A 26125-nucleotide genomic window follows, 5' to 3' on the forward strand; every position below is an offset into this window, starting at 1 on the left:
CGGGGGAGTAACAGGGTATTCGCTGCCCTGTGAGGAATGGGGTTAAGGCAGGGCGAACGGCTTCCATCCGGCGCGGGTGGGGGTGAGCCGGAGGCGAACCCCAACGGTGCGGCGTCCGTTGGGGTTCGCTGCGCTCACCCCAACCTACGTGTTGCGTGCCCTCCGCTCGGCACGCAACTCCAGCCACTCGTACAGCGTCGGCAACAGCACCAGCGTCAGCAGCGTGGAGGTGATCAACCCGCCCACCACCACGGTCGCCAGCGGCCGCTGCGTCTCCGCCCCCACGCCGCTGGACAGCAGCATCGGCACCAGGCCCAGGATCGCCACGCTCGCCGTCATCAGCACCGGCCGCAGCCGCAGCGCCGTGCCGCGCAGCACTGCCTCGCGCACGCTCAGGCCCTGGCCGCGCTGCTCGTTGAGGAAGCTCACCAGCACGATGCCGTTGAGCATCGCCACGCCGAACACCGCGATAAAGCCGATCGCCGACGGCACCGACAGGTATTGCCCGGTGATGGCCAGGCCGACGATGCCGCCGATGGTGGCGAAGGGCACATTGGCAAGGATCAAGGCCGCGTACTTCATCGAGTTGAACGCCGTGTACAGCAGGATGAAGATGAAGAAGATCGTCGCCGGCACGATCAGCGCCAGGCGCTGCAGGGCGCGCTGCTGGTTCTCGAAGGCGCCGCCCCATTCCGTGTAGTAGCCCGTGGGCAGCTTCAGTTTCTGCGCAATGGCGGCATTGGCCTCGCGCACGAAGCCGTCGATATCGCGGCCGCGCACGTCCATCTGGATCACCGCATAACGCTGCAGCTGCTCGCGGCGGATAAACGAATAGCCCTCGGCCTGCGTCACTTCGGCCACCTGCGCCAGCTGCACCAGTGCTCCGCTGGCCGAACGGATCGGAATGCGCTCCAGCGCCGGCAGCGAGGCCTTGCTGGCGTCGTCCAGCCGCACCGCGATATCGAAGCGGCGCACGCCGTCCAGCAAGGTGGACACCGGTTCGCCGCCGATGCCGTTCTTCACCACGGTCAGCACGTCCTGCGCATTGAGGCCATAGCGCGCCAGCGCGTCGCGGTCGACGCGGATGCGGATCTGCGGCTTGCCGAGGTTCGCTTCCAGGGCCAGGTCGGCGACGCCGGGCACGCCGGCCAGCACGTCCTTGATGCGGCCGCTGAGCCGGTCCAGTTCGCCCAGGTCGTCGCCGTAGAGCTTGAGCGCCAGGGTGGCGCGCACGCCGGAGATCAGTTCCTCGATGCGCATCTGGATCGGCTGCGTATAGCTCACCACCGCGGTGGGCAAGGCGGCGCTCAGCTCCTGCTGCATGGCCGCCTCGATGCTTTCCAGCGTCTGCCCCTTGCGCCATTGCTCCTTGGGCTTCAGCGGCGTGTACACCTCCATGTAGTTGACGTCCGCCGTCTCGCCTTTCTCGGCGCGGCCGATCATGGCCAGGGTGGTGTCGACCTCGGGGAATTTCTGCTTGATCAGCGCCTCCACCTGCTGCGAGATGGCGATGGATTCATCCAGCGAGGCCGAGGGGATCGAGGTGATGCGCCACATGATCGAGCCTTCCTTGAGGTTGGGCATGAACTCCTTGCCCAGGAACGGGAACAGCGCCAGGCTGCCGGCCAATGCCGCCAGCGCGATGGCCACCACCATGCGGCGCCTTGCCAAGGACCAGTCGAGCACGCGCGCATAGCGGCGCTTCAGGAAGGCCACCAGGCGCGTGTCTTTTTCCTCCTTGGGCTTGAGCACCAGCGCGGCCAGCACCGGAATCAGGGTGAGCGCCAGGATCAGCGAGCCGGCCATGGCGAAGCTGATATTGAAGGCCATCGGCTTGAACATCTTGCCTTCCAGCCCCTGCAGGCTGAACAGCGGAAGGAACACCACGATGATGATCAGGATCGCGAACGCGATCGGATTGGCCACCTCGCGCGCCGCGGCGAGCACGGCGGCGGTGCGGTCCACCGGCAGGCCGTGCGCCTTGCGTTCGGCCATGATGCGGAAGGCGTTCTCCACCATCACCACCGCGCCATCCACCATCATGCCGATGCCGATCGCCAACCCCGCCAGCGACATCAGGTTGGCGGACAGCCCCGCCTGCTCCATGCAGATAAACGCGATCAGCATCGCCAGCGGCAGGGCGATCACCACCACCAGCGCGCTGCGCAGTTCGCCCAGGAACAGGAACAGCACGATGGCGACCAGGATGGAGCCTTCGACCAGCGCGCGCACCGCGGTGCCCACCGCCTTGTTCACCAGCTCGGTGCGCTCGTACACCGGCTTCACCACCACGCCTTCCGGCAACGCCTGCTCCACGGTGGCGAGCTTGGCTTTCACCGCGTCCACCACGTCCTTGGCGTTCTCGCCGATGCGCGCCAGCGCCTGGCCCATCACCACTTCCTTGCCGTCGCGGGTGACCGCGCCGGTGCGTGGCGCGCCGGCTTCGACGATGCTGGCGACGTCGCGCACGTAGACCGGCGTGCCGTCCTCGGTCTTCAGCACGATATTGCCGAGGTCGCGTGCATCCTTGACCAGCCCCAGGCCGCGCACCAGGTATTGCTCGCGGCCGACGTCGACGAAGTTGCCGCCGACCTGGGCGTTGTTCGCTTCCAGCGCTTCCATCACCTGCCTGAAGCCGAGGTTGTGCGCGATCAGCTTCATGGGGTCGATGCGCACCTGGTACTGCTTTTCCTGGCCGCCCCACGAGGTGACGTCGTCGACGCCAGGCGCGGTGCGCAGGATCAGGCGGATGTTCCAGTCCTGCAGGGTGCGCAGGTCCATGTCGCCGGGCGCGTTCTTCAGCTGCTTGTCCGCCCGTTCCACCGTGTACCAGAACACCTGGCCCAGGCCCGAGGTATTGGGGCCCATCTCCGGCTTGCCGTAGCCGGCGGGCAGGCGGTCGCCCACCTGCTGCAGGCGTTCGTTGACCAGCTGGCGCGCGAAATAGATGTCCATGGCGTCCTCGAAATAGACGGACACATAGGACAGGCCGAACAGGCTGACCGAGCGGATCTCCTGCACCTTGGGCAGGCCGGCCAGCGCGGATTCCACCGGCGTGGTCAGCAGCTGCTCCACGTCTTCCGCGGCGAGGCCGGACGCTTCGGTGTAGACGTTGACCTGCACCGGCGTGACATCCGGAAACGCATCGATCGGCAGCGAGCGCACCGCCTGGTAGCCGGCCACGCCGACGATCAGGAACAGGATCAGCACCAGCAGCTTGTAGCGCAGGGAGAGTTCGACGAGGCGGCCGAGCATCATTCTTCTCCCAGCTGCGCGCGCAGCAGCCGCGCCTTCAAGGCGAAGGCGCCCTTGCTCACGTAGGTGGCGCCGGCTTTGAGGCCGTCCTTGATTTCCACCCAGCCGTCGCGCGTCTCGCCGGCGATCACCGGCGCCGGCTCGAACTGGCCGTTGCCCTTGGCGACGAACACGGTGCTCTGGTTCTGCAGCAGGATCACCGCCTCGGCCGGCACCGCCAGCACCGGCTTGCCCGCGCCGACCGCGAGCCGCGTGTCCACCAATTCACCCTGGTGCAGCAGGTCGCCGCGGTTGTCGACTTCGATGCGCACCGGCACGGTGCGGGTGCGTTCGTCGGTCTGGTGCGAGCGCTGCACCACGGTGCCGGGCAGGGTGCTGCCATGGACCAGGATGCGCGCATCGCCGCCGGGCTTGATGCGTTCGGCATCGGCGGGCGGCAGCTGCGCCTCGACCCATACCGAGTCTTCCTTGATCAGGGTGAACAGCATGCGGCCGGCGTCGACGCGCTCGCCGACCAGGAACTGGTCGGTGGTGATGCGGCCATCGGTGGGCGCGAGCAGTTCATAGCTGCCGTCGGCGCGGGCCGAGCCGTTGCGCAGCACGTTCTTGATCTGGCCGTCCGAAAGGCCATACGCGCGCAGCTTGGCCTGCGCCTGGTCGCGCTGCACTTTCACTTCGGTATAGCGGCGGCCGGATACGGCCTGCGCGCCGAGCGAGGCGACGCGCTGCCAGTCCTGCTCGGCGACGATCAGCGCGCCCTGCGTTTCGGCCACCTGCACGCTGGACAGCACCACCAGCGGCTGGCCGGCCTTGACCACGTCGCCCAGCTTGACCAGCCGCTTGAGCACCATCGATTCGATGCGCGGCGCCACCAGCACGGTGGAGTAGGCGTCGGCTTTCACTTCGCCGGGCGCCTTGATTTCGTCGGTGAGCGGACGCGTTCCGAGTTTGGCCAGCACGATGCCGGCTTGCTTGATCGCCGGCGCATCGAGCGCGAGCGGGTTGGCGGTTGGTGTTTCCTTGCCGCCTTCGGCGTGGGCCGCAACGGCGGTGAGGGCGAGCGAGAACAACAGCGAGCGGAGCAGGGGGCGGCTCATGGGGAGGCATCCTTGTTGCCGCCGTCGATCCAGTCGGTCAGGCGGCCGGCGGCGGAGAGATAGTCGAACCAGGCCTGCCAGGCCTGGGCTTGCAGGTCGAGGCCGGACAGCGCGGTGTCGAGGCTTTGCTTGAGTTGGACCAGATAGTCCGAGGTGCCGAGTTCGCCGGCGCGCCAGAGTTTTTCCAGCAGTGCGGTGCGCTCGTCGAAGGCCGCGGCGCGGCTGATGCGGAAGGCCTGCGCGGCGCCGAGCAGCGCGTCGTAGCGCGCCTGCGTTTCGCGCAGGCGGGCCTTGGCCGCCAGCTGTTGCGCGCGCACGCCGGCGGAGGCGGCGTCGGCCTCCGCGCGTGCGGCATCCACTTCGGCGCGGCCGGTGTTCAGCACGGGCAGCGGGAAGGAGACGCTGACGCCGATGACGCGGTCGTTGACCGGGCCGCTGCGCACCTGGCCACCGGTGAGGCTTACCGTCGGATCGGGCATCCGCGCGCGTTGCGCCACCTGTACGCCGGCTTCGGCGCCGGCCTGCAGTGCGCGTGCCCTGACCAGTTCGGGATAGTCGTCGAATGCGAGCGGCGCGATGGTGGCGGAGGCGGGCGGCAAAGCGTTCGGCAGATTGCCTGCGCTGGCCGCGGCGTCCTGGCTGATCGAGGCCAGCGTCGCCATCGCCGCGGCTTCGTTGCCAATCAGCGAAGCCTGCTGGATCTGCGCTTCGCCCAGCGCCAGCCCGGCGAGGTCGCGTTCCGGGCTGCTGATATCGCCGACCTTCAGGCGCTGCGCCGCGAGTTCGTCGAAGCGGCGCATCAGTTCCACGCGGCGTTCGCCGAGCTGGCGTTGCCCGGCGACAAGCGACAGCGTCGACCACGCTTTCAGCCAGCGCGTGGCGACATCCCGGCGCAGCAGGTCGTAGCCGGCCTGGCTGGCCTGCAACTGTGCGGAGCCTTGTTCGGAGCGCGCGCGGCGTTTGCCGGAGAGATCGAGCGCAAGGCTCAGGACCATCGTGCGCCGGTTGACGTCGGCATTCTCCGCATCGAGGGCCAGCGTGGGGTTGTACAACGGCTGTGCGGCGGCACGCGCACGCGCCTGAGCGGCGTTGAGCTCGGCACGCGCGACCTGCACGTCGGGACTGCCGTCCCATACCGAACGAACCGCCTGCCGCAGCGAAGGATTGGCGAACAGTGCCGGCTGGCCGGCGTTTTCCTGCGCGGCCGCCGCCCAGGCGGTACCGGCGCAAAGCATGCAAGCAACCCCCAGCAGGGCTGCACGTAGCACGGACATAAATAGCGTCTCCTAAAAACCATCAGGGCGCCGCGCCCGGAGAGCGCGGCGGTGTCGAGGGTTTTCAGGCGGCGATGGGCGGGCGCAGCAAGGTGGCCGTGCGTTCGGCGCGATGGCCGGACGCGGCTGCGGGAAGCTCGGAGGGAAGCGTTTCGGCGGCAAGGTGGAAGCTCACCATCGCCGGCAGCGGCACCGCATGCGTGCAGGCGCAATGGCAGGAACCGCCTTCGCCCAGCAGGCAATCGCCACTGCCATCGTCGCTGGCGGCAGCGGCTTGAACGAGAGCGGAGCGCTGCGTGTCCTTGGCCGCATACTGCAGGCCATCGGCCGCGCACAGCGAGCCGCCGACCAGCTTGATCATCAGCGCGAACACGGCCAGCAGCCACAGGCCGCGGAAGCGGCGCAGCTGCGACAACAATGGCGTGGATGCGCGGGACATAGTGCGGAATCGTAAAAGGCCAGCCGCGTGTTAGACAATTTCACTCAACGTCCGGCCCCCTCTCCCCTCCGGGGAGAGGGCTGGGGTGAGGGGCCGGGCGGAGCAGTGCGCTGACGGTCGACACGAACTAAATAGCGCCTTGCTTTAAAACCCCAATTCGCTCAATTCCGCATGCCCATCCGGCCGCCGCCCCAGCGGCCAGTGATACTTGCGCTCCGATTCGGCGATCGGCTTGTCGTTGATGCTGGCGTGGCGGTTAACCATCAAGCCGTCGTCGTTGAACTCCCAGTTCTCGTTGCCGTAGCTGCGATACCACTGGCCCGCATCGTCGTGCCATTCGTAGGCAAAACGCACGGCGATCCGATGCCCGCCGAATGCCCATAGTTCCTTGATCAGCCGGTAATCGAGCTCGCGGTCCCACTTGCGGCGCAGGAAGGCCTTCACCGCCTCGCGGCCGTCGAGAAACTCCGCACGATTACGCCAGTGCGTGTCTTCCGTATAGACGAGCGCGACGCGCTCGGGATCGCGCGTATTCCATGCATCCTCGGCCAGGCGCACTTTCTGCAAGGCGGTTTCGAGGGTGAAGGGAGGGAGGGGAGGACGGGTGTTCATGCGGCACCTCGGGGATGGAGAGGAGGACAGCGGTTTATGCGTCGGGCAGCCGGTGCAGGAAGGCTACAGGCACCTGCTCCGTCAGCCACACCCCATTATCCGCCTGAAAGAAGGCAAAGCCGTGGGCGTGCATGGCATCGGCGTCGACGCCGAGAATCACCGGCTCGCCATAGCGGCGCCCGACCTCGGTCGCGGTAGCCAGGTTCTCGGAAAGGTGTACGTGATGCCGCTGCCCGGGGCGCAGGCCCTCGGCAAGGATCGATGCGAGAAACCGCGTGGCCGTGCCGTGGTAAAGCATCGCCGGGGGAATCCTGGCTTCATAGGCAATGGCTACCGCCTGGGTGGAATGCCCCTGCACGGCGCGGATGCGCTTGCCGTCGTCGGACAAGGCAAAGCGCTTTTTATCGTTGCTTGCCACCACGGCTTGGATCAGCGCGCGGTCGAGCTGTTGTCCGGACGCTGTGGCGCCGTCGATCAAGGCATCGAGATCGGCCCAGCCTTCGCTGTCCAGAGTCAGGCCGATGGACTGGGGTTCGTGGCGGAGCACGTAGCTGAGGAACTTGCTGGTGCGGGTATGGTGGTCGCTCATGGGCGCGTAACGGGGCTGGTTTCCATTGGCGCGGGATGATCCGGGGGAGTGGCTGGATATTCAAGTTCGGAGGGGCAACGGGGACGGATTCATTTTCTTCCGCGGATCGTGTTGCGCCACGGCCTGCAGTGACTTCGACGCATGGTATGGGCCTATGCGCATCGGCCGGAAGGAAGTTGACATGCCCCGGGTTTTTCTAGACCGTCGTTCACGTGCGTTGCTAGGATAGCGTTGGCCGCCAGGCCAAGGGGATTCCAATAAAGGGCATGAAGAAGCTCTGTGGTGCGGTGGCTATTGCCGTGCTTTAGGGCGGGTATGTGTGGCGCGCGTTCGTCTGGCCGATGGCAAGTCAGGCGCAACCGTTACGCAGCGCATGCGCAAGGTTGATCCGACTGATCAGAACGATCCGCCGACACAAGATGCACTTCGCGAAGATCATGCGGCGTTGCACCTGATCCCGTTTTAAAATCTTTCTAAAAAGGAGCGGAAATGCGCAGGATATTTGCATCGGCGGTTATCGCCGTAATCACCGCGGGCGTCGCAGCGGCGATCTGGACCTCCCATACTTCGCAAGCCGGTGAGCAGGCCAGCGTCCAGCCCGAGACCGCATTGCCGGGCACGGGGGTATCGATCGTTCTGCCCAAGGGCATCGTCCATCCGCCGTTGGGGACGATGTATACCGACGAACGCAAAGAGACCGTTCTCGCTATTGCAGTGGCAAGGGCCGAGTCCAATCAGGAAAACAATCCGATCTTGCGCAAGGTATATCCCGAGCCTGTCGAGGACTTTCACAACGGCAGTCTCAGTGGAAAGCTTTACAAGCGGACGCGCGCCAAAGATGGCGGTGGATACGACGGATGGTGGTTGATTGCCGTAAAGGGAGACTACGTTCTTGATCTCAAGATCTCCTACTCGGGAAGGGACGAGGGCGAGATTGAAAAGCTCAAGGAGTATCTGTCCACGGTGAAGTGGGATGGGACGCTGGGGGATTCGGAGCAAGCGTTCGGAGTGAAGCTCACTATCCCGGGAATGCAGGTTGTGCACGCCGGTGTCGGCGCGGTCCTGTATTCGGCCAATGGGCAGACGGGTGAGAAGCAGCCGAATCTGATGTTGATGGCGCTGCCCGGCTACATCGCGGGAGGCGCGGACGCGTTTCATACGGTATGCGAGGGGGCTCGGGACAGGATGATGGCTGGCGAAGCGGCTTCGCCCCTGCGCTATCAGGCCGAGCATGGCATCCAGACATGCGATACCTGGGGTGGCATGTCGCTTCTCGGGCAGAAATATTCCGCGGTGGCGATGCTTCCGGGAGGCGGCGCCTTTATCGCGTCTGGAACGGGCGATCCGCAGGTCTTTCAGCGGGCGCTTCTGGGGCTGCAGGTTATCGATAGATGACGCAAGAGGAGTCTATGTTGACAGTCCGGGACATCTTGGAAGGGTACGAGTCCGGCTTGTATACCGGCGGCGAAACGGTCTCGCGTTCGATCGATGCACTGGTAGGTAGCCATGAGCGCGACCAACTATGGCGCTCGTTGCCGAACTGGGTGAGGCAGGGAATCGATAAGGTTCTGAATAGATTCTCGATCGGTGACGAGATGGTGACCTTTGGTCACGCTGATCCGAGGGTCGTGCACGACGAGCTGGTGGAGCTGAAGCGCTGGCGTGAGGCCAATCCGGGCTAAGGAAGTGTGACGGCATTATCTAGGCCATAGGTTCCGCTTCCGACCCAAAGCAGATATGCCATCGACTGAGTGATAGGAACAATAAATGTACGAGGCTACTCAACAGTTCCTCAGCTTAGACGAGGCTAAGAAGCGCGCCGCATGTATTCGCTTAGGTGAGATCGCATTGCGGGTCTGGGAAGCAAACTTTCCAGAGGGGTGCAAGGTGGCTTATCAAGAATCTGTGACTGGTAGCACCCAGACTTTGGACTGTCGACTGCCTCGCGAGGCACTTGATGCCGTCCGGGCAGGATTGGATGCCAATGGCATCGAGCAGCGTTACCTAGAGTCGATTGCCGCCTTGGAAGACGATGATCTCTTCCTGCCTGAGGCGTCGCAGTTTGCGTATTACGCGATCTACAACGTTTTTCAGCGATATGTTGTGGGAAGAAAGATTGACGAGTGGACAATCGCGAATCAAGCGCTCGCAAGTGCGGTTACGCCCGACTTGGGGACTGCTCTTTCTGACGTGCTTCGTGAGGCGGTATGACCTACAAGTTGCTAAGGTCCGCTTGCGACCCGAAGCGGACCTAACCAGTGAGAAGGCGATAGAAGCGTGACCGAATATCCGAACATCAAGCGGGTTCTATCTACTGTTTACAACTGCGATAACGGCCTCTCTCTCGACGTTGCGAAGCGGCTGTATGTTCGCAGCCAAAAGACGTCTCCAGGTGCCGCGGAACTCAAGCGAGAGCTAAGGGAAGCACTCAATGATCCATCCGTGTCGTGGAAGTATTTACTGTGCAATGACGGCTACGAAGTGATTGACGTCGAGTCCGAGGAAGAGGCCCGTAAGTTCGCTGTTGAGGTGCTTTGGGAGCCGATCGACGTGACATCGGGCTAGACTCTGAGCGTCCGCTTTCGACCCTAAGCGGACCTAGCGCAAGGCCTCAGCTCTCACCGCAACCGACAAGAGCCGACCCCGTCCGGAGTAGATGTATGCCCATTCCCGCCACCATAGGTGCGTTCGCCATCGTTCCCAGTAACGACTTGCATGCCGCACTACCGTTTTGGGAGCGATTGGGCTTTGTCCGCACAGGTGGTGACGCTAACTACTTGATCATGAGCGGCTGGGGCTGCGAGGTGCACCTGACCCAGGCAGGAACTGGCCCCTGGGCCGTTCCGGCAGAGCACAACCCCTTCGGGGTGTTCATTCGCACGCCGGACGTGGACGCAATCGCTGCACGGGTGGATGACCTTGTGATCCGACCCGGAGGCGTTCTGCGACACCGCGAATGGGGTCTTTATGAAGTGGGGATATGTGGGCCAGATGGGTTGCTTGTCCGCATCGGCTGGCCTTCGCGCCTTATGCAAGACGGCGAAGGTACGGCGGGGACCTGAAGAGTTTTACATCCTTGTCTGGAATGGCTCCGGTGCATTGTGTGGATGTGTGTGCAACGGCGTGCAAGAAATGAACCTCACCCCGTTTAGACTGGTCACGGGTTGCAAGGAGATTGCAGGAAGATGGGGCATCGACTTCAGATCGGCTGGCTCTGGATGCCCGCCTTCTTGGTTCTTAGTGCTTGCTCATCGCAAGTTGCTAGCTGGAAGCGACTTGAGGAAAAAAGTGAGAAGACAACGGGAGTTGTCGTGAATGTCGACTGCAGCGATCACGGGAAGATATTTTATCGATTCAGCGTGAACGGGCGGCAGTTTACGAACTCTTCGTACGGGTATTCCGAGCGCCCTTGTCACTCCATAAAGTCCGGCGATCCTATCGCCATTTACTATGATCCGAGCGTTCCCGGAACGAATACCCCGATGACGCCTTCGGCCGCGGTTTGTTTTTATGAGGCACGGGCCATGACGCCCTTCCTGGTCGCGGGGTTCCTTGTGCTCGTCGGAGCAGTTCAGCTGATCCGCAAGGGGAATCCTTTCAAGCAGCCAGTATCGCCGGATGGGGAATCTTAGGCGACGTGCCGGCACTGCTGTCCGCTTTCGACCCGAAGCGCACACTTGGATGGAGGCATGGCACCATGCGCGCGCAGCTTCAGGATTACCTGACGATCCAGATACGGCGAGGAAAATCGATATGACGCCAGAGAGCTTTGTTTCGAAACTCAATGTCGCTGTCGTAGAGGAGAACAACGCGATTTATCGGGCCCTTTTATTGAATACCGACCCGAGCGGAGCGTCCGACCCGTATTGGAAGCGTGTTCTAACGGTCTTCAGTGATCTGAACTCGGATCAGCGGGAAGTGCTTATAGAACTGACGCGTCAGGTCGCTATCGATACGACCGCCAATGTGTTGGGCGTTATCGATGGAACATGCGCGCTAGAAGGGGTTGAAGGTGAATTTCGCTTGACATTTGGTGCGCGAAATCTCGCGGGAGAATTGCAGAGCTTATTCTTGGAGCGGGCTGAGCAACTAGCTCCATAAGCAGGGAATGGGTATGACCAATAGCGAGCCTGACTACACTGAAGTTTTGAGGGCTGCGCACGAACTCAGTGAGCGCCATGGCAGGGAAGCACATCTCTATGCCGAGAGATACGCGCAGCAGGCTTCACGTGAGGGAGGCTCTGAAGAGCATGATTTCTGGAGTGCCGTAGCTAAGTCTCTCAGGCCGCGTAGTGCTGAATAGAACTCTCCCGATGGTCGCCTTCGAACTATGCGGGCGCGCTCACAGCGTGCTTGCAGGAAGTGGGCCTGACCCCGTTATTGCTTGTTCTTGTCCCGCTCAAACGTATTTCAGGAGGATGTATGTTTGATCATGTCGTGTTCGGAGTCAGTGACTACGAAGCGAGCAAAGCCTTCTTCCTCAAGGCGCTCGCACCGCTCGGCATTGCGATCGTCAGCGAACGACCTGGAGGTATTGAGCTAAGTTCGGATGGCAAGGTGTCTTTGTGCCTGCTGCAAACCGAAGAGAAGCCAGCGCATCTTCATCTGGCGTTTGTGGCCGAGAGTCGCGAGCAAGTCGAAGCTTTCCACCGTGCAGCTCTGCATGCAGGCGGCAAGGACAACGGCCCGCCTGGCCCTCGGCCGAACTACAGCGGCAAGTACTACGCGGCTTTCGTCATTGGTCCGGATGGGCACAACATTGAAGTGGTTTGCCATGAATCGGGAGGCTGACGCCACGCGCATCGGACGGTGTCAGCTTCCTGCCCGAAGCGAGCATCAGGTGAGGTCGCATTAGACTTAGTAACGGGGGGTAGTCCAATCTGACCCCATTTTCCCTCTTTTCAGGAAAATCTTCGAGTAAACACATATGCAGGGCGCTGAAATGTCTTCGAATGCGGCAGATCAAGCTGATGGCGGCGAAATATACATTCCCACCCTGCAATATTGGCTGGTGACTTCAGGAGTTGATAGCAAATTCAGCCCTTATCAGGGATTTGGCTCCGACATCTTGGATCCATATTTTGCGGAGCTCATAGAGTGGTCTGCTATGTTGCCGGCATCTGTGGCGGAGGTCTTTGCCCGGGCGCACGAGTTGCCCGCCCTCCGGCAACCCTTTACAACAAAACGAACATCCATTGTAGGTTTGCCATTCTTCCGGCTGATACAGCAAGAGCATCCAGACGACAGATCGATACAGATTGTCCTGGGACTACCAAAGGACGTGAAAGAGGCACGCTCATTTGCAAAGGGCCAGAACTTCATCTTCGTATCAGTAACCTCTTCAGAAGGAGTATTTGGCCTTGATCACTACGAGGGCCACCGAGCACAGGTTCTCGATGAAATCATTCGGCAGGTTGCATGCAATCTTGTGCCAGAGACGAGCCGTCGATGGCTTGAGAAGCGCCCCCTCAGATTACCTTTTGTCGCAAGCGACACGCCATCCCGTGGCGCGGGTGTTACGCGGCCGAATGAACATTTATCAATGTCACTTGGCTTCGGTTATTCAGGCGTAAGTCTTATCGATGGTCGGCTTGATGGGGCTTATGAACAGGCCATCCTTGAGTCAATTGATCGCGCACGCGAATTGACGCAGAAAGAGAAGACTGGCGTCGTCCTCTATGCGCCATCCATGGCACGCCACCTTTATGCTTTCGGATCTGCTTTTTGGAACCAACAGTTTCGTCGAATCCGCTCGCCCGAAATTCGCGCATACATCAAGGATGGAGTCTTTCGTAACAAGGGCTATTCCGGCCATCGCGTTATTGTTGAAGGAGACTACAAGCCACCAAATTTCTACAGCGACCCTGTCGCCGGCCCAATGCTCATAGTGCGCCAGACAGAACTGCGCCTAACGTCAGCGGGTATCACGGCGCTGGCATCTAGCACCTTAAGTCCTGCACTTCGCCTTCCGAATGCCGTCAACTTTCACGGCGCTGAACTTCGCGACATTGAACGCTTCGCGATGCGAGAAGACGTCCGTGGCATGGGCTTACTGCAGAGGGCTTTCCGCGAGCTATCCCAAAAGCTCAGCGCCGAAACCGATGGGCGTCTCCTGACTTACCTGCGCGAAAGGACGGGTTCTGTAACCATTGTCGCTGATGCTCCACTGGAATGGATCCGGGTCGATGGCGTTCCTCTGATGTTGAGGTATGAGACATCCCGAATCGGCATGACGCCGGGAAATCTTATGCTATCGCAATGTCTTGAGTCAGGCGTTCGCGCAGTGGCCGCTGAAGCGCTAGCCGATATATTGGTCATCCGATCGTTTGCAGACTCGGACCCTATCCGATCTACGCTTGAGCGAGCGCTCGGCTTCTTTGATCTTGAGGGTTTAAAAGTCTCGTTCATTGATGTTGAGCGTGTTGCGGATGTAATTGCTCATTTGAACAAATTCACCGGCAACATTCTGGTATTTGACTGCCACGGTGGGCACGATGGTGACGAGCGTAACGGGTGGCTGCGCATTGGCAGGGAGAAGCTCGACACGTGGCAGCTTGCACACGCGGCTAGGATCCCGCCAGTTGTTATCCTCAGCGCATGCTCCACGTTCGCGTTAGCCGGATCACACGCATCAGTTGGCAATGGCTTGATTCGCTCCGGTGCGCTCACAGTTATCGGCGCTTTCTTGCCAGTTGATTCGGAAAAATCCGCTGCCTTCGTGAGTCGATTGCTCTATCGGATCAAGGCTTTCTTGCCGGCACTTCGGGCCGCAGGCGTTAATTTCATAACTTGGCGATCTTTTGTCAGTTCTTTCTTGCGAATGTCTTACGCGACAGATGTCATTCGTTTCTTCTCGATGGAGATGCAATGGATTGACGGCGAGGCGAGAGCTCGCATTGGCATTCAGGCAAATACTGATATCAATGCGCTTAGGGACGACTGGTATTCGCGGCTCATATCCAACATAGCCCAGTCGGCTCAGCGAAGTGATGAGGCTATTGCCTTCGAACTGGAGGATAAAAGGCCTTTACTGGAGACTATGCTTTATTGTCAGATCGGTCGCCCCGACTTGCTGGGTATCTACCTTGGTGCGCCAGAGCAGCAGTAGGCCACCCTCATCCATGGATACTGACTCGTGCTACGCATAGATCGCAACATTATGCCGGAATTACCGCGCCCCGTATTTGCCATCCAGGCCGAGCATGCGCCGGTAGGAGAGATCATGGTGAGCGTCCTGGCAGGGCAGAACGAGAACTCGCGATGCGAGGAATTCCAGTTAATGGAGAAGCAAAAGTTAGAGCACTTTCTTTTGCTCTGGCTGCAGGATGTGCCTTACTTTGGAGCGGGGCATGCAGCTTGGGAGAGAGCATCTGGGCGTGCGGCGATACGTATTGCGCAGTGGGCGCACGAAACGCTCTTGACGGCCGCCATTGAAGGAGAGAGCCATGAATGAAGTGCTTCAGCAAGCAATGACAAAGCTGAGTAAGGTATGCAACCTATCCACTGGATTAGCGCATCCATTGGACGAGTCTCGCGCAAAGGAACTCTTCATCGCCCTTAGGGACCGTAATGTGGCGATTTCGAAGGAAGAGGTGCGTCAACATGCGGAGGCCTGTGGCTGGCCCTCTCGCCACGCGCTTAAGCTAGGCGAGCTGGCCGAACGCATCGACGCCGGCGCCGTCGTTCGTATTGCCTCTCCCCGTGGCTGGGGTATTACAGTTGTCAACGAGTTGCTTTCTGCGTTTTCATGATTACCGGTCGCGGTAGATCTTCTCATAAGCGGCAAATTATCATGCCGCGGCCGCAAGGAACCTTCGTTCAATCCGGGAGCGGCGATCTCCAGCAGGCGCCTCCTGATGGGGCGCCTTTGACACTGTTGGATGATCACCATCGGTATCCTAATACTCATCGGTTTAGACCGGATGATGGTCATGATCAGCGATGACGTTAGCGGCTCGATGATTATTAATGACAGGCAATGCTATCTGCAGTGGCCAGTTTCGGTTCCCTGATCACGGCAAATCGGTCCTCGTGATCAATGCCATCGGTGCGCGCAAACGGGCTCTATGCGTACTGCAACTCGATGAAGAGGGGAGCTGTTGCCGCACTCATCGGCGCCATGATCGAGTGAAATTTTACTGAGATCGAATCAAGTTCCAGCGAAGATGAATTCCTCCGTGCACACGAAATTTGGTCGCACGGTGGGTCCCGATAACGCCGGTGGCATATCCACTTCCTACCCAACGCGGACGTGACAGAGACCTGGGCAACAAGGAAACGAAGACAGGATTCTTCAACGTCAGATTCAACCGCGGGGCAGCGTGCCTCAACAGCGAATCCTCCGAAAACCATCAGAAAAATCTGTAAATCACACCACTCATGCGCAACTCACGGTTGCACCTACAGACAGGCCGACTGGCCTTTGATACCTTCCGAGATGTTCCCCGCGCAGTGACGTCAAGACGCAACGCGGGCAACCATGGCAGCAATGCTGTGAAAGCGCGGGCCAAGGGTGCTACCAACACCCCTGACCCGCTGACCATCACCAACTAGATGAGAGTTGATCATGGCTACCCCAGATCATACGGTACTTGCACGCTCGCCGATCCCCTCGGCGACCTCCTCACCGCACATCCCGGCCGTCCGACGATCTAGCGGACAGGGTTGAAGCACCGCGGTTTAAGAGTTTTCGCAGGAATTATCCGAGCCGTATTCACCCGGCGCGTTGCCCCGTGCAACGGCGAAACCCGCTGACACCGCAACCCCCTTCATCAATCCAGCCGCCCGGGGCCTGAGCACATGCCACCGGTGAACCTTCGAGTCCGTGTGGTCGCGGCACGCCGTGCTGTCCGGCGGCGTGCCGTTCTCGGAGCGAGGGCGCGGCATTCCCTTGGCAAGGAGTTGCTTATGAACATGTACGGCGAGCCCTGGATCATCCGTCACACCCACTACTACTCCGACCCCGACGCGGGCCCGGATGCATTGCTCAACGACGCCACCGAATGGCTGGCGTACGCCCATGTTTCCCTCCAGTTCCTCTCCGAGCGCGTCCACGAGCGCGGCGGCGCGGATGCGCGGCGCCTGCCGATCATGCTGGATGGCATTGCCGCCCTGATCGATATGGGCGCACGCTGCGCCGCGCAGGCGCATCTGCGCATGCAATGGGAGCAGGTGCGCGATGCGGCTGAGCATCCTGGCGAGGAGTCCAGCGACGTGGTGTGCGATGGCGTCGACAACTAGAGACGTCTGAAACCTGCTGGCGGCGCGCTACAGCATCTGCCGCACTTCCATCACCGCCGCCAGCTTCTCCATCAACTCCCCATGCGTAAACGGCTTCGCCAGCATCTGCAGCCCCGGATCCAGCCGCCCCTGATGCACGATCGCCTGCCGCGCATAGCCGCTGACGAACAGCACCTTCAGCGCCGGACGCAGCGCCAGCGCCTGTTCCGCCAGCTCGCGGCCGTTCATGCCGGGCAGGCCGACGTCGGTGAACAGCAGGTCCACCTCCGCGTGCTGCGCGAGCAGCAGCAGGGCGGTGGGCGCATCTTCGGCGGCCAGCACCTGGTAGCCGAGTTCGCGCAGCAGCAGGCAGCTGTAGTCGCGTACGTCGGGGTTGTCTTCCACCACCAGTACGGTGTGGCCGCCGGCGACGTCGGGCAGCGGTTGCGCGGCCGGCTCCGTCACCGCCTGCTCCGCGGTCAGGCGTGGCAGGTGGATGCGCACCGTGGTGCCGTGGCCGGCCTCGCTCTGCAGCGTGACGAAGCCGCCGGACTGGCGCACGAAGCCGTACACCTGCGACAGCCCCAGCCCCGTGCCGTGGCCGGTCGGCTTGGTAGTGAAGAACGGTTCGAACACGCGCTCGCGCACATCGGAGGCCATGCCGGCGCCGGTATCGGTCACGCTCAGGCGCGCGTATGCGCCCGGCATGGCTTCCTGCGAGGCTTCCTCGCGGGCGGTGTCGGCATCGATATGGACGTTGGCGGTTTCGATGCGCAAGCGCCCGCCATGGGGCATGGCATCGCGCGCATTCACCACCAGGTTGAGCAGGGCGCTTTCCAGCTGGTTGCCGTCGGCGTTCACCTGCCACAGGTCGTTCGCCAGCACCGTTTCGATCGCGATGCTCTCGCCCAGCGTGCGCGCGAGCAGGTCGGACATGCCCAGCACCAGCCGGTTGGTATCCACCGGCCGCGGCTCCAGCGGCTGCCGCCGCGCGAAGGCGAGCAGGCGCTGGGTGAGGGTGGCGGCGCGGCGTGCGCCGAGCATCGCGTTGTCGGTGTAGCGGTGCGGATGCCCGGGCGTGCCTTGCGCACCTTGGCGCTGCATCAGCTCCAGGTTGCCGATGATCACGGTCAGCAGGTTGTTGAAGTCGTGCGCGATGCCGCCGGTGAGATGGCCGATCGCTTCCATCTTCTGCGCCTGGCGCAGTTGTTCTTCGGTCTTGGCGCGCTCGGCGATCTCGCTGGCGACGCGCTCTTCCAGGGTGGCATTGAGCCGGCGCAGCGCCTCTCGCGATTGCAGGATGTCGCGTTGCGCATCCAGCAGCTGGCCGGTGCGCTGGCGCAGGCGCCGTTCGGTCTGCTCGGCCTGTTCGCGCAGCGTGCGCTCGCGTTCGGCGGCTTCGCGGCGCATGGCCGCCAGGGCGACGTGGCTCTGCACGCGCACCAGCAGTTCGCGCGCGGTGAAGGGCTTGACCAGGTAGTCGTCGGCGCCAGCCTCGATGCCTTCGATCTTCGCTTCCTCGCCGGCACGCGCTGACAGCAGCACCGCCGGCAGCAGGGCGAGTGCGGGGTCGGCACGCAGCGCCTGCACCAGGGCCAGGCCGTCCAGGCGCGGCATCATCACGTCGGCCAGCAGCAGCGACGGCCGTTCGCGGCGGATCGCCGCCAGCGCCGCCTCGCCGTCGGCCACGCATGCCACACGCCAGCCGGCTTCCTGCAGCAGGCGCTGTACGTACTGGCGCATGTCCTGGTTGTCGTCGGCGAGCAGGATGTATTCGCCGCTGGCGCCCTCCGGCGCCGGCACGTACGGCGCCGGCGCCACGCTGGCGGACAGCCATTGCGCGGCTTCGTCTACATAGGGCGCGGCATGGCGGGCGGGCGAGGGTGTGCTGTCGGATTCGAACACGCGCGCGGCATCGAGATGCGCCTTGCCCACGGGAATGCGCACGGTAAGCGTGGTGCCGCGGCCTTCCGCGCTCACGGCTTCGAGCTGGCCGCCGTGCAAGCTCACCAGTTCGCGCACCAGGGCCAGGCCGATACCGCTGCCTTCGATGCTGCGGCCGCGCGCGCCTTCCACGCGGTGGAAGCGCTCGAACAGGCGCGGCATCTCTTCGGCGGGAATGCCGGTGCCGGTGTCGCTCACCTCCAGCGTCAGGCAGCCTTCCTGCGGCGACAGCGTCACCACGATGCCGCCTTCGAAGGTGAACTTGAACGCATTGGAAACCAGGTTCAGCACGACCTTTTCCCACATCTCCCGGTCCACGTAAGCCGGCGGCAAGCCGGCGGGGCAGGCCACGGTAAGCATCAGGCCGGCCTTCTCGATGGCGGAGCGGAAGCTGCTGGCCAGTTCGGCGGTGAGCGCCGAAAGGTCGGTCGGCTCGTAGCGCGCCTGCGCGCGGCCGGCTTCGATGCGCGCGAAATCCAGCAGCGTGTTGACCAGCTTCAGCAGGCGCAGCCCATTGCGATGGGCCAGTTCCACCAGGCTGCGCGATGCGGCCGGCGCGGTTTCCTCCCGTGCCAGCCATTCCTCCAGCGGCCCCAGCATCAAGGTCAGCGGCGTGCGGAATTCGTGGCTGACGTTGGAGAAGAACAGCGTCTTGGCCTGGTCCAGCCGCGCCAGTTCCTGCGCGCGGCGGCGCTCCTGTTCCAGCGCGTCGGCCTGCGCGATGGCGGCGCCGACCTGGCCGGCGGCCAGTTCGAGAAAACTTGCGTACGCCGCGTCGTACAAGCGATACGGATTGAGCCCGACCACCAGCACCGCCGCGCGGCCATGTTCGCCCGCCGGTGCGATCGGCAGCAGCACCGCCTGGCTGGGCGGCAGCGGCCAGGCACCGCGCGGCAGTTGCATGCGAAAGCGCGAGGAGAGGTCGTGCATGTGCAGCGGATGCCCCGCGGCCAGCGCGCGCGCCAGTGGCCAGCTGCGCTCGTCGCCGGGCAGGATGCGCCGCGGTGCGATGCTTTCGCCCGCGGAGGTACCGTCACTGGCGGCCAGCACGAAGGCGCCATCCGGCTCGGCCACATAGATCGCCGCGAACGGCACGTCGTGCGCATTGGCGGCGAGCGCGGCGGCGCTGCGCTCGCAGCTGTCCTGCCAGCCGTGCGCATGCATGGTGCTGGCGGCCTGTTCGCGCAAGGTGGCAAGCTGGCGGTCGCCGATCACGCGGCGGGTGTCGTCGGTGTTGACGCAGATGATGCCGCCGGGGCGGCCGTCGTCGTCGGGCAGGGGGCTGAAGGAGAACGTGTAGTAGGTCTCTTCCGGGTAGCCGTTGCGCTCCATGATCAGCAGCTGCCCTTCGACGTAGATGCCTTCGCCGCCGGCCAGCACCTGGGCCAGGCGCGGCGCGATGTAATCCTGGATTTCCGGCCAGACCTCGTCGATCGTGCGCCCCAGCGCCCAGGGATGCTTGCCGCCGATGATCGCGCGATAAGCGTCGTTGTAGAGATACACCTGCCGCGGCCCCCAGCCCACCCACATCGGGTGGCGCGACGACAGCATGATGCGCACCGCCGTCTGCAGGCTGCGCGGCCACTGCGCGGGCGCGCCCAGCGTGGCGGACCAGTCGTGCGCCCGTATCAGCTCGCCCATCTGGCTGCCGCCGAGGAAGTCCCTGTGCGCGCTGATCTCCACGTTCGACGCTCTCAGATGAGGATGTTTCTGTTTGATTGTTCTGATGTGGTTGCAAAGTGAACGGCGTTACGCGTGCAACTACTTTCGCAAGGCAGCCGGCTGTGATTTAGTTCACGCCGTCGCGGCCGCGCCAGGGAGCGGTTCCGCCGATGTGGGAAGCGTTGCGCAGATGGTGTGGATATCACGTCATCGTCACGCCAGCGTCGCGTCGAACACGTTGCCATGCGCTGCATTCGAGCCTGTCTCGTTGGCGTCGGTTCACCATGAACGGTGTTGCCTGTTACCCATCTAGCCTCAAGGAGCAACGGCCCGCGATGGACAAACTCGAGACCTTGATCGACCTGCTCACCCGCGGCGAGCTGGAACGCGCAGAACTGGCGCAACGCGCCGAGCGCGTGCGCAACGCGGCCAGCGACGCCGAGCTTGCCTGGCTGCACGGCGAAGGCCAGCCGCAGCTCATGCAGGCTTCGCTGCTGTTCCGCCTGAAGGACTTCCTGCTTACCAGCGACCAGTTGCAGGTGCTACACGAATGCATCAGCGACAGCCTGGACGAACCGCTGCCGCCATTCCCGGCCGACCGGCGCGATTTCTGGTCGGACGACTACTTCGAATGGCTGGACGAGATTGTCGCCGCGCGCGGGCTGGAAGTGATGATGCTGCCCGACAGCGTGGACGACAAACTCGCGGCCCTGGTGGTGCGGCGCGAGGACACGCCACGCGTGCTGGTGCTGGCCGATGCGCTGAAGCTGATTGTCGAGAAATCGACGCAGCGGCGTTACGCCTGAGCCGCCGCGCAGCGCGTCCTCTTGCGACGCCGATCAACAACGGCGCCATCGCGGGCGAGCAGACTGCGCCGTCCGCGCATGGACGCTCCGGCGCTTGCGGTTTCATCCGGGTGTGCATGCGTGGCTGTCCATTCCGGACGTCCCCATCCGCACCCTACGGAGACCTGCATGAAGCATTCCCCCGCATGGAAGTCCGCTCCCCTCGTCTGCGCCTTGCTCGCCGCCTTGCCGTTGGCGCCGGCCTATGCCGCAGGCCACACGTATTACGTCGCCACGAATGGCAATGACAACGCCGCCGGCACGCTGGATGCACCGTGGCGCACGATCGGCCGCGCAACGCGCGGCGTGATTGCCGGCGACACCGTCTATGTGCGCGGTGGCACCTATGCCGAGACGATCGACGTCAACACCTCCGGTTCCGCCGCGGCCGGTCCCATCGTGTTTGCAAGCTATCCGGGCGAAAAAGCCGCAGTCAGCGGCAGCGGCCTCACCGTGCCGGCCAACGCGATGCGCGGCCTGTGGAACCTCAACAACGTCAGCTACGTGACGGTGCAGGGTTTCGACGTGGGCAACTACGGCACGTCGAGCACCACGGCCACGCCGGTGGGCATCTACATCAACGGCGGCGGCACCCAGGTGAATATCCTCGGCAACCGCGTGCACGACATCGCCAACGGCATCGAAAGCTGTCCCAACGGCAATGCGTTCGGCATCGAGGTCTATGCCAACGACGCGGCCAACGCGATCAACCAGCTCACCATCAGCGGCAACGAGGTGGACCATCTGCGCACGGGCTGCAGCGAGTCGCTCTCGCTCACCGGCAACGTGGAGCAGTGGACGATCAGCAACAACGCGGTGCACGACAACGACAACATCGGCATCGCGGCGCTCGGCTTCGAGACCATGTCCGGCCGCAACGGCGGCACGTTCCAGAGCCAGGCGCGTGACGGCGTGATCAGCGGCAACTCGGTGTACAACATCAGCTCGCAGGGCAATGCGGCGTATCCCGCGGGCGACTTCTCCGCCGACGGCATCTACGTCGAAGGCGGCACGCGGGTGACCATCGAGCGCAACGTGGTCAGCCGGGCGGACCTGGGCATCGAGCTGGCCAGCGAAACCAGGAACAAGTTCAGCAGCGACGTGACCGTGCGCAACAACCTGGTGATGTTCTCCAATATCACCGGCATCTCGATCGGCGGCGCGGCCTCGGGCAATGGCGGCATGCAGAACGCCACCATCGTCAACAACACGCTGTTCCGCAACGACCAGCAGGCCAGCGGCAGCGGCGAGTTCCAGATCCAGTTCCACGTCAGCGGCACGGTGTTCGAAAACAACCTGCTGTACGCCACCGCCGACGGCCTGCTGGTGAACTTCTGGCCGAAGACCACCAGCAACGCCGGCTATGCCAATCCGGGCACGATCGAGCACAACCTGTATTTCGCCGACGGCGGCGCGGGGAATGCCAACTGGGTGTGGCTGGGCAAGAGCTACACCGGCATCGCCGGCTATCGCACCGCCAGCGGGGCGGACAAGCTCACGCTGCTGGTGAATCCGCAGTTCGCCAGTTTGACCATGCCGGATCTGCACGTGGGCAGCGGCTCGGCGGCGCGCGGGGCCGGGGTGGTGTTGCCGGCGTCGACGGTGGGAACGGTAGATTTCGACGGGCAGCCGCGGCTGAGCGCGGCGGGCAAGATCGATATCGGCGCCTACCAGCAGCCGTAATGCGCCTCTCCCCCATCTCCCTCTCCCCTCCGGGGAGAGGGTCGGGGTGAGGGGCCGGGCGGAGCGTAGAAGCGGAAGCGGAAAGCGTGCGTCGCTTCGTCGATCCGTTATGGCTAGCACCCGCCCCTCATCCGCTGCGACCGAAGGGAGTCCCCGTGGGACCGGCACCTTCTCCCCGGAGGGGAGAAGGGCTTCAGTAGTAAGGCTTATCCCTGCTTGACCGTATTCGCCGGCACAAACGTATACCCCATCCCCTGCAAGCCCTCGACGATCTGCTTGAGGTAATTGATGTTCACATAGGGATGGAAGAAGAAGCTCTGCACGCTGTCCTGCACCACCGTGTTGACGTTGGCGCTGGCCAGGATGTCCGCCGGGAGGCGCGCCGGATTGTTGTTGAACGCCTCGGTCTCCACGTTGCCCAGCTGCTCGCCGATCACCACGCTGCCGTAGACGTCGCGCACCAGGTAGGGGAAGAACTGGCCGTAGATCTTGGTGTAGTCCGGCGTGCCCGTGCCGCAGGCGCCGTTCGGGCACCAGCCGCCCGCATACAGGCCGCGGTCGTAGCGCGCGGAGAACATGCTGTTGATGACCTTGTAGTCCACCGCCGAGGCCGCGTAGTGCGGCGGCTCGAAGATGGTCGGCGCCAGGAAGCCGGCGGCGGCGAAGTCCATCAGGCCCTTGGTGATGCGGCCCTGGGTCCAGAGCGCCGAATCCTCGGCCGGCGGCGCGTCGTACAGCACGTAGTTGTCGGGGCTGATGTGCGAGCGGTAGAACTCGAAATCGTCCGCCGACACGCCGCTGTAGGGATTGGCCACGTTGGAGTACTGATGCGTATAGCCATGCATCAGGATGGTGCCGCCCTTGGACTGCATGTACTTCAGCGCGCTCACCACGTTGCGCGCCTGCGACAGGTGGATCGCCTGCGGCACGCCGTTGTTGTAGAAGCCCTTCGGGTCGAGATAGTACGGAATCACCGCGACCGTGAACGGCACGCCCTTGCTCGACAGGTAATCGGCGATCGCCCGCAGCGCGGCCGGATCGTCGGTGGCGTTGACGTCCTCGATGCGCACCAGCGCCCGCTTGCGCGCCAGCATCGACGGATTGGACACCTTGCCGATCAGGTCGGCCGCGATCAGGTAGCGATCGTTCATGCCGATATAGCTGAAGGGGATCTCGCCGATATAGGTGAGGTTCGCACCCTTGGTCGCCCAGTTCACCGTGCCGCCGGTGTCGTTGGTCGCCACGGCCACGGCCGTCGCCTTGGTCGGATCGGTGATGCTCGTCTGCAGCAGGCCCGACGGCACCGCCAGCGCGTTGCGCTGGATCGCCACGCCCTTGTAGGTGACGGTGAGCGTATTGCTGAAGTCGAAGAACATCGGCGAGAAGCCATACTGCGCGGCGAAATTCGGCGAGCGCGCGGCCAGCTGCCAGATGTTGTCGTTCATCCACAGCACCGGCTTGGTGGTGGCCAGCACGTCGTCGAGCATCGCGGTCGGCAGCGGTTCGTCATAGGTCGAACCGACATAGACCAGGCCGGTATAGTTGTTGAGTTCGCCGGCGGTGTAGCTGGCGGCCGTGTGCAGCGTGTACTTGCTGCCGTGCGAAACGAGATTGGCCGCCATCACCGCATAGGCTTCGCCCAGCCAGGCCCACGCGCCGGTGCTGTCGTACAGCACCAGGGTGTTCTGGCTGGGATTGGCGCCGGGTGCGCCGGCGAAGGCGTTCGCCGGTGCGCCGAGCAGGATGCTCAGCGATACATTGCGCTGCACCGAGCCGGACGCGGTCAGCGTCGACACCGACTTCTGCGCGCTCTTCATCGACGGTGCGACCACGAGCGAGCGCGGCGGCGCCGGCAGCAACTGCATGTCGGCGTGTTCGGCCAGCTGTGCATGGACAGGAGAGGTCAAGCCGGCTGCCGTGGTTAACACCAGGGCGGCACTGGCGAGAAGAGACCTCACGACGGAGGGCTTGAGGCGGGACCTGGTCATGGGAAATCCTCACATGCTGCGATGGAAATCGACGCAAGCCACGAATGCCCCCGTGCTTGCGCGCATGGCGGAGAACGATTTTCCGAAGCCCAGGTCCCTGTTCCCGAGAGTGGAGAGGCATCGCCCCCAAGTTGAAGCTTACGGGCCTGGAATGCGCGTTTTTATTGGTCTGTCGAGGTATGGCTTTTAGTCAATCGTCAGGCAGCCCGGCGCGACCCCAATATGCGACCCGGACGCAACACCCATCGCAGGTCGAAAACCACCACGCGGACTCCTCAGCCGACACGTCTATCCGGGAACCAGGGACCCCGGACGACCGCTCTTCCCCGCCGTTTGCGCGGCGGCAGCGCGGCGCCGGACATCTGGGCCAGGACACGCGTCGCCATCCTTAAGGGGGAAGGAGTCATGCAGGACATCCTGATCATCTGCGGCACCCGCCCGGAAATCATCAAGCTTGCGCCGGTCTACCACGCGCTGCGCAACAGCGGCTGGGCCAGGCCGGTGTGGCTGCATACTGGGCAGCACGACGACATGGCGCGGCAGATGCTCGCCTGTTTCGATATCCAGCCGGATATCGAACTGTCACGCGGAGGTGACACCCTGGCGCAGTTCAGCACGCGCTGCCGCGAACTGCTGGACGAGGTGATGGCGAGCCGGCCGTGGTCGCTGGTGATGGTGCAAGGCGATACCGAAAGCACCTTCCTGGGCGCGCTCGCCGGTTTCTACCACCGCGTGCCGGTGGCGCACGTCGAAGCGGGCCTGCGCACCTACGACCTGGCGCGGCCGTTCCCGGAAGAAGGCCTGCGGCAGATGGTCAGCCGCATCGCCAGTTTCCATTTCGCGCCGACCGCGCGCGCCTCGCAGGCGCTGCAGGCCGAAGCCGTGCCGGACGAGCGCGTGTTCATCACCGGCAATACGGTGATCGACGCGCAGCACTGGGTCACGCGCCATCGCCGCATCCAGCGCGGACATGCGGGGCGCGGCCATCTGCTGGTCACCGCGCACCGGCGCGAGAACTGGGGCAGCGACCTGCGCGAAATCTGCTACGCCATCGCCGACGTGGCCAGCCACCATCCGGAACTGCAGATCCTGTTCCCGGTGCACCTGAACCCGACGGTGAGCAAGCCGGTGCACGCCATCCTGGGCGAGCTGGGCAACGTGCACCTGAGCGGCCCGTTCGACTACCTGCGCATGCAGCAGGCGCTGATCGACGCGTGGCTGGTGCTGACCGATTCCGGCGGCCTGCAGGAAGAAGCACCCACCTTCGGCGTGCCGCTGCTGGTGCTGCGCACCGAGACCGAGCGGCCGGAAGCGATCGAAGGCGGCTGCGCGCGGCTGGCGGGCACGCGGCGCGCGTCGATCGTGAAACAGATCGAAGACCTGTGGGACGACGGCGAGGCCTACGGCGCCATGGCGCGCGCGGGCAATCCATTCGGCGACGGCCGGGCCAGCGATCGCATCGTGGATCTGCTGCAGGGGGCGCTGGAGGGCGGCGAACGCCGGCGCGAAGCGGTCTGA

At 63.4% G+C, this 26125-nt stretch carries 21 protein-coding genes; 13 read left to right on the forward strand and 8 right to left on the reverse strand.

Going from position 1 to position 26125, the window contains the following annotated elements:
- Positions 1-144 precede the first annotated feature (144 nt).
- The 6 genes from FHW85_RS02255 to FHW85_RS02280 all read right to left on the reverse strand — a co-directional run bounded on the left by FHW85_RS02255 (position 145) and on the right by FHW85_RS02280 (position 7266).
- Positions 145-3255 carry a CusA/CzcA family heavy metal efflux RND transporter gene (locus FHW85_RS02255; RefSeq protein ID WP_168647167.1) on the reverse strand — a complete coding sequence of 1037 codons (3111 nt, stop codon included), beginning with the start codon at positions 3253-3255 and terminating at the stop codon, positions 145-147.
- Complete coding sequence (locus tag FHW85_RS02260; protein ID WP_168647168.1) at positions 3255-4352, reverse strand: efflux RND transporter periplasmic adaptor subunit; 1098 nt, start codon at positions 4350-4352, stop codon at positions 3255-3257. Before FHW85_RS02260 ends, FHW85_RS02255 begins: the two co-directional genes overlap by 1 nt.
- Positions 4349-5626 carry a TolC family protein gene (locus FHW85_RS02265; protein ID WP_168647169.1) on the reverse strand — a complete coding sequence of 426 codons (1278 nt, stop codon included), beginning with the start codon at positions 5624-5626 and terminating at the stop codon, positions 4349-4351. The genes FHW85_RS02260 and FHW85_RS02265 overlap by 4 nt, the downstream gene beginning before the upstream one ends.
- Positions 5627-5690: 64 nt before the next feature.
- Positions 5691-6065, reverse strand: coding sequence for a hypothetical protein (locus FHW85_RS02270; RefSeq protein WP_168647170.1), 375 nt, complete (start codon positions 6063-6065; stop codon positions 5691-5693).
- A gap of 144 nt (positions 6066-6209) precedes the next feature.
- On the reverse strand, positions 6210-6677 hold the full coding sequence (locus FHW85_RS02275; RefSeq protein WP_167256819.1) for a nuclear transport factor 2 family protein: 468 nt from the start codon (positions 6675-6677) through the stop codon (positions 6210-6212).
- Between the two features lie 34 nt (positions 6678-6711).
- Positions 6712-7266, reverse strand: coding sequence for an RNA 2'-phosphotransferase (locus FHW85_RS02280; RefSeq protein WP_168647171.1), 555 nt, complete (start codon positions 7264-7266; stop codon positions 6712-6714).
- 489 nt (positions 7267-7755) lie between these two features.
- On the opposite strand from FHW85_RS02280, the gene FHW85_RS02285 reads away from it, so the two are divergent.
- The 10 genes from FHW85_RS02285 (at position 7756) to FHW85_RS02330 (ending at position 16506) form a co-directional block, all read left to right on the forward strand.
- The gene (locus FHW85_RS02285; protein ID WP_168647172.1) at positions 7756-8661 is read left to right on the forward strand and encodes a hypothetical protein; all 906 of its coding nucleotides are present in this window, start codon (positions 7756-7758) and stop codon (positions 8659-8661) included.
- Positions 8658-8948 (forward strand): hypothetical protein, encoded by a 291-nt coding sequence (locus FHW85_RS02290; RefSeq protein WP_210427676.1) that lies wholly within the window; start codon positions 8658-8660, stop codon positions 8946-8948. The genes FHW85_RS02285 and FHW85_RS02290 overlap by 4 nt, the downstream gene beginning before the upstream one ends.
- 85 nt (positions 8949-9033) lie before the next feature.
- Positions 9034-9477: a hypothetical protein gene (locus FHW85_RS02295; RefSeq protein WP_168647174.1), complete on the forward strand. Its 444-nt coding sequence runs from the start codon at positions 9034-9036 to the stop codon at positions 9475-9477.
- A gap of 66 nt (positions 9478-9543) precedes the next feature.
- Positions 9544-9831: a hypothetical protein gene (locus FHW85_RS02300; RefSeq protein WP_168647175.1), complete on the forward strand. Its 288-nt coding sequence runs from the start codon at positions 9544-9546 to the stop codon at positions 9829-9831.
- Positions 9832-11019: 1188 nt separating this feature from the next.
- Positions 11020-11367 carry a hypothetical protein gene (locus tag FHW85_RS02305; protein WP_168647176.1) on the forward strand — a complete coding sequence of 116 codons (348 nt, stop codon included), beginning with the start codon at positions 11020-11022 and terminating at the stop codon, positions 11365-11367.
- Between the two features lie 321 nt (positions 11368-11688).
- Positions 11689-12057 (forward strand): VOC family protein, encoded by a 369-nt coding sequence (locus FHW85_RS02310; RefSeq protein WP_168647177.1) that lies wholly within the window; start codon positions 11689-11691, stop codon positions 12055-12057.
- A 151-nt stretch (positions 12058-12208) separates the two neighbouring features.
- Complete coding sequence (locus FHW85_RS02315; protein WP_168647178.1) at positions 12209-14374, forward strand: CHAT domain-containing protein; 2166 nt, start codon at positions 12209-12211, stop codon at positions 14372-14374.
- Between the two features lie 27 nt (positions 14375-14401).
- On the forward strand, positions 14402-14719 hold the full coding sequence (locus FHW85_RS02320) for a hypothetical protein (RefSeq protein WP_168647179.1): 318 nt from the start codon (positions 14402-14404) through the stop codon (positions 14717-14719).
- Entirely contained in the window at positions 14712-15017 is a 306-nt protein-coding gene (locus FHW85_RS02325; RefSeq protein ID WP_168647180.1) for a DUF1889 family protein, read from the forward strand. Before FHW85_RS02320 ends, FHW85_RS02325 begins: the two co-directional genes overlap by 8 nt.
- Positions 15018-16173: 1156 nt before the next feature.
- A complete protein-coding gene (locus FHW85_RS02330; RefSeq protein ID WP_168647181.1) occupies positions 16174-16506 on the forward strand; it encodes a hypothetical protein in 333 nt (110 codons plus the stop codon).
- Between the two features lie 27 nt (positions 16507-16533).
- Here the strand turns inward: FHW85_RS02330 and FHW85_RS02335 are convergent, their stop codons facing one another.
- On the reverse strand, positions 16534-20112 hold the full coding sequence (locus FHW85_RS02335) for an ATP-binding protein (RefSeq protein WP_210427677.1): 3579 nt from the start codon (positions 20110-20112) through the stop codon (positions 16534-16536).
- 314 nt (positions 20113-20426) lie between these two features.
- Between FHW85_RS02335 and FHW85_RS02340 the strand changes: the two genes are divergently transcribed.
- Together FHW85_RS02340 and FHW85_RS02345 are read left to right on the forward strand one after the other, a co-directional pair.
- Positions 20427-20897 (forward strand): hypothetical protein, encoded by a 471-nt coding sequence (locus FHW85_RS02340; protein ID WP_167256826.1) that lies wholly within the window; start codon positions 20427-20429, stop codon positions 20895-20897.
- A gap of 168 nt (positions 20898-21065) precedes the next feature.
- Complete coding sequence (locus tag FHW85_RS02345; protein ID WP_168647182.1) at positions 21066-22619, forward strand: right-handed parallel beta-helix repeat-containing protein; 1554 nt, start codon at positions 21066-21068, stop codon at positions 22617-22619.
- Between the two features lie 206 nt (positions 22620-22825).
- On the opposite strand, the gene FHW85_RS02350 is transcribed toward FHW85_RS02345, so the two are convergent.
- On the reverse strand, positions 22826-24526 hold the full coding sequence (locus FHW85_RS02350) for a polysaccharide deacetylase family protein (protein WP_210427678.1): 1701 nt from the start codon (positions 24524-24526) through the stop codon (positions 22826-22828).
- Between the two features lie 486 nt (positions 24527-25012).
- On the opposite strand from FHW85_RS02350, the gene wecB reads away from it, so the two are divergent.
- Positions 25013-26125: a UDP-N-acetylglucosamine 2-epimerase (non-hydrolyzing) gene (wecB, locus tag FHW85_RS02355; protein ID WP_167256828.1), complete on the forward strand. Its 1113-nt coding sequence runs from the start codon at positions 25013-25015 to the stop codon at positions 26123-26125.

The sequence above is a fragment of the Dyella sp. SG609 genome, from assembly GCF_012275375.1.
Taxonomy (GTDB): Bacteria; Pseudomonadota; Gammaproteobacteria; order Xanthomonadales; family Rhodanobacteraceae; genus Dyella_D; species Dyella_D marensis.